Below are 4,127 nucleotides of genomic sequence, written 5' to 3' on the forward strand. Positions count from 1 at the left end.
AGTTCGCCCTGCCCGGGGAACTCCTCGGCCTCGACGAGAGCGTGCAGGCAGACGTCGAGGACGGCACGGGTGCGGGGGAGCGCGTTCCAGGCGCCGTCGAACAGTTCCAGGGCGTGGGCGGTGGTGATGGTGGGGCTGCCGAGGGCGGCGAAGGCGCGCAGGGCGGTGAACAGCGGGGTGTCGCGGTGCGGCCCGGCGGCGACGGCGAGCAGGGAGGACTCCAGGAACTGCCGGAGCTCGTCAAACGAGGAGTTCATCCGGAGCTTTCCGGCGTGGTAGAGCGCGGCGAAGGAGCAGACGTCGGCGGAGCCGCCGGATGCCTCGACGATGCGGCCGGTCGCGAGCGTCAGGTCGTGGCGGGACTCGATGTTGTCCCGGGTGATGAAGGCGTAGCCCATCGTCCATTTCTCGACGATGTGCGGGTGGGTCGGCGCCTCGGCGTGCTCGTACAGCCAGTGCGCGCAGCGGGCCGCGGTCTCGACGGTCGGTGCGTCCAGCAGGCGCCGCCGCCAGTACCGGTCGGCGCAGATGAGCCAGGCGTCGACGTCGAAGTCGGCGGTCGGGATGCGGAACGGCGGTTCGACGTTCGCGTCGATGAGCTCGGCGGCGATCTGCTCGCAGACCCGGTCGAGCTCGCGGGAATCGACCGACGCGGCCTGGCCGAGCCGCGCGTTGATCGATGCGACGTCCATGCGCCTCCTTCATCGTCCGATCCCTGCGGATATGTACCACACGGCTCCGGTCCGTATCAGGACATACTGCAGACATGCGTGTCGACGTGGTCACTGCCGCGCATCTCGACTACGCCCGCTACCTGCCGGCGGCGTGGGAATCGCTGCGCCGGCAGACCTCGCCGCACTGGACCTGGCGCCTGCAGCTGGACGGCCCGCCCGAGGAGACGGCTGAACTCGACGCGGTGCTCGATGCCTGCGGAGCGAGCGCCGACGGGCGGGTCAGCATCGGCCGGCACGGCACCAGGGAGGGTCCGGCCGTGACCCGCAACATCGCCCTCGGCGGGTGTATCGAACAGTTCGTCCAGAACCTTGACGCCGACGACGAACTCGAACCACACACCCTCGCCGCCCTGTGCGGCGCACTCACCGCTCATCCCACCGCCGGCTACGCGGTCGGCCACGCCCGCGACCTGCGGCCCGACGGCACGCTGGAACCGGCCCCACTGGACCTGCCGCCCGGCGAGCTCGCCCGCGGCGCGCTGGCGGTCAGGTGGCAGGCGAGGCTGGCAACCGGCCGCGTCCTGCCGCCGGTGCACCCCGCCGGGGTGATGTGGCGGCGCACGCTGTTGATCACCCTCGGTGGCTGGTCAGCGCTGCGCGGCGTCGAGGACACCGCAACGCTGCTCGCCGGCTCCGCGCTCGCGACCGGAGTGCTCCTCGACCTCCCGACTCTGCGCTACCGGCATCACGATGCCCAGCATTCCCGTCAACACGAAAAATTCAGCGGGGGGGGGGTGCAGCATTCACTCATCCTGCAGCGCGTGGCCCTGCTCACCAGCACGCCGTCCTGGGTGGACCAATGGGGATGAGTCCCTGCATTTCATGCAGTGTGTTTCTACACTTTTTACACATGCCGAACGTTTCGGGTAGGCGGGGCAACCTCACATGACCGTGGTCGAAGAGTGTCCGGACGACGCCGCCGGTGTTGCCGGACCGGCTGATCTGGTCGCAGGGGCCGCTGGAGCAGGTGGCGCCGTTGGTCGGCCCTGACCATTACGGCGTGTGCCAGGTGACCGAGCTCGCCAGTGCCGAGGACCAGCACGGTCGCGGGCCGCAGCTGCAGCGGGAAGCGTTCGATCAGACCGTGGGAGTTGCGCCGGGCCCAGTCGTCGGCCGTCGGCTGGGTCGGGACGCCGGCGATGGTGGGGTCAGTCGCGACCGAGGTGGTCAAGACCGCCGAGGATGTCGGGCGCCCGCGCGGGGATCATCCGGTGGAGCGCTTCACCGCGGCGGTGGAGCTGGTGTCCGCCTCGCCGCGTGGAATCATTCGTGTGTTGGGAGATCCTCGTGGCCGCGAAGATGACACCTTCGTCCTGGACGATCCGAGCGTCGCGACGACGTCGGTGCTGCCGGTCTCCCGCGCGTTGCGCTACGCCCTGCGGGTCCTCGGCGTCGCCATCACCGTCGGGGTGGCCCGCCTGCGCCCTGACGGCTCCATCGGAGTCGTGGCCGCCCCGGTCTATCTGATCGTGGTCGGCGCGCTGTATGCGCTGCCCGGCCGTGCGGCGCTGTTCGTCGCCACCACCAGCGCCCACTGGGACGAGGTACACCAGGTCTGGGCTCTGCTGCTGATCGTCAGCACCTCCGCCGCCTTTCTCCTTGCCCGGGAACCCGCCCCTCGGCGGCGCCGCGGCTATCCACGCGTGGGGGACCAGACCATCCGGTCCGAAGACCCACGCGTGAACGCACCCCTATGACGTGCCGTCGTCTACAGACCGCACGTCAGCGGCGGACCCGGCCATGCACGCGAAATTTTCGGCAGGTTTCGATGCCGCTAGGTGCAGCCGTCCGCGCCACCTTGATCTTGTGTGAGGCATGGGGATCCACCTGGCCCAGGGTCGTCACCTGGCGCTGCGCGGGACCCGCGTCGAGCCGCACGGCCTCGATACCCGTCCCCGGCAGGCCGCCGTCAGTTGGATGGGCCGAGGTCAGTGTCCGAGGACGCGGCGCAGGATCTGGTCGGCGCGCTGCCAGGCTTCGGGCGCGATCGCGCCGAGTCGGTGCGACAGACCTGAGGTCGGCATCCACGCCACGAGTTCGGGCAGCACCGTGCCCGGCACGGGAATCGTGATGCCGACGTCGGCGGCGTAGTCGTCGTACGGCAGCGGCTCGCCCGGCACGACGGGGCAGACGACGACGCGGCCGGTGTTCGCGTTGTTGTACATGTCCGCGGACACGATCAGCGCGTGCGCGGGAGCGTCTGCCCGCGCCCACACCTCACCCTGTCGCACGGCGTCGCAGCTCCTCGAGGCGGGCGAAATCGCCGGTCAGGGAGTCGGAGGTGACTCCCAGTGCCGCGTTGCGCTCCTGCTGGCGGGCGAAGCGGCGCGTCCAGACCGCCTCGGCCAGGGTCCGCTCGACCCAGGCCGACAGCGTGAGCCCGGCTGCGGCGGCCTCGGCCCGCGCGGCCTCCAGCGTCTCCGCCCGCACCGACACACTCATACTCGGCATGGGACGAAGTCTAGGACGCGATCTCCTACGACGGGTGGCCGCTCGTGCTCCTGGCGTCGGCCCAGGCGCATGGGGGCGGTCGCGGTGGGTCAGGACGTCGGTGGTGGGTCGTTGCCGGGGTGCGGGGCGGTGGCGAGGCGGGTGAGGTGGCTGTCGACGGCGGACAGCCAGGCCAGGGGGCGGCTGGCGTGCGGGCTGTGGTCGGCGTCGGCGATGACGGCGAGGTGGGCGCCGGGGATCGCGTCGGCCATCGTGCGCGCGGAGTCGCGCAGCGCCCCGTCCTGCTCGCCGACGATCACCGTGGTCGGCACGCTGATCTCGCCGAGGCGCCCCACCAGCGACGGGTAGTCGCCGAGTTCCTGGCCGAACGCGGCGAGGGCGTCCGGGTCCACCCGGGTGAGTGAGGTGACCTGCCGCTGCGCCGGGTTCGTCTCGTGCCGCGTGGCCTCGACGTCCTCGCCGCTGGTCAACCTCCGGCGGGAGGAGGCGAACTCGGCGATCCGGTCGAGCACCACGCCGACCATCCGGCGGGCGACGGGGCCGGTGGCGTTCGCGGGGGCCGCGGCGGTGTCGACGAGCACCAGGGACCGGACCCGGCCGGGCTGGTCGAGGGTGTACCGCAGCGAGATGACGCCGCCCATCGAGTGCCCGACGAGGTCGATCCGCTCGGCGCCGAGGGTGTCCACGAGCATGCCGAGGTCGGCGAGCAGCAGATCGAACGTGTAGTCCGCGCGTCCGCCCGGGGCGCGCCCGCTGGTGCCGTGGCCGCGCTGGTCGTAGGCGACGACCCGACGCTCGGCGGCCAGGTCGGGAACGACCGCGGCCCAGTCCGCCGTGCTGCCCGCGATCCCGTGTACCAGCACGATCGGCACCGGCCCGCTGGCCGCGGCGTCCTCGGCGCCCGGGCTGACGTCCGCGCGCGGCGGCGACGGCGCCCAGGAC

5 protein-coding genes and 1 pseudogene are annotated in these 4,127 nt (G+C 71.8%); 2 read left to right on the forward strand and 4 right to left on the reverse strand.

The genetic code is table 11. The features are described 5' to 3' along the window. Positions 1–692: pseudogene (locus MXD58_RS21815) on the reverse strand (hypothetical protein); the annotation flags it as partial. 74 nt (positions 693–766) lie between these two features. Between MXD58_RS21815 and MXD58_RS21820 the strand changes: the two are divergent. Both MXD58_RS21820 and MXD58_RS21825 read left to right on the forward strand, forming a co-directional pair. Beyond that, positions 767–1,543 carry a glycosyltransferase gene (locus tag MXD58_RS21820; protein WP_248837347.1) on the forward strand — a complete coding sequence of 259 codons (777 nt, stop codon included), beginning with the start codon at positions 767–769 and terminating at the stop codon, positions 1,541–1,543. Between the two features lie 330 nt (positions 1,544–1,873). Then, on the forward strand, positions 1,874–2,431 hold the full coding sequence (locus tag MXD58_RS21825; RefSeq protein WP_248837348.1) for a hypothetical protein: 558 nt from the start codon (positions 1,874–1,876) through the stop codon (positions 2,429–2,431). Positions 2,432–2,662: 231 nt separating this feature from the next. Here MXD58_RS21825 and MXD58_RS21830 read toward each other — a convergent pair whose 3' ends face one another. From MXD58_RS21830 to MXD58_RS21840, 3 genes are all read right to left on the reverse strand, one after another. Further along, positions 2,663–2,965: a putative type II toxin-antitoxin system PemK/MazF family toxin gene (locus MXD58_RS21830; RefSeq protein ID WP_248837349.1), complete on the reverse strand. Its 303-nt coding sequence runs from the start codon at positions 2,963–2,965 to the stop codon at positions 2,663–2,665. Further along, positions 2,952–3,164 carry a hypothetical protein gene (locus MXD58_RS21835; protein WP_250609827.1) on the reverse strand — a complete coding sequence of 71 codons (213 nt, stop codon included), beginning with the start codon at positions 3,162–3,164 and terminating at the stop codon, positions 2,952–2,954. Before MXD58_RS21835 ends, MXD58_RS21830 begins: the two co-directional genes overlap by 14 nt. 110 nt (positions 3,165–3,274) lie before the next feature. Then, positions 3,275–4,127, reverse strand: an 853-nt coding sequence (locus tag MXD58_RS21840; RefSeq protein WP_250609828.1) for an alpha/beta fold hydrolase, incomplete at its 5' end; no start/stop codon positions are given.

The sequence above is a fragment of the Frankia sp. AgKG'84/4 genome, from assembly GCF_023242965.2.
In the GTDB taxonomy this organism is placed as follows: Bacteria; Actinomycetota; Actinomycetes; order Frankiales; family Frankiaceae; genus Frankia.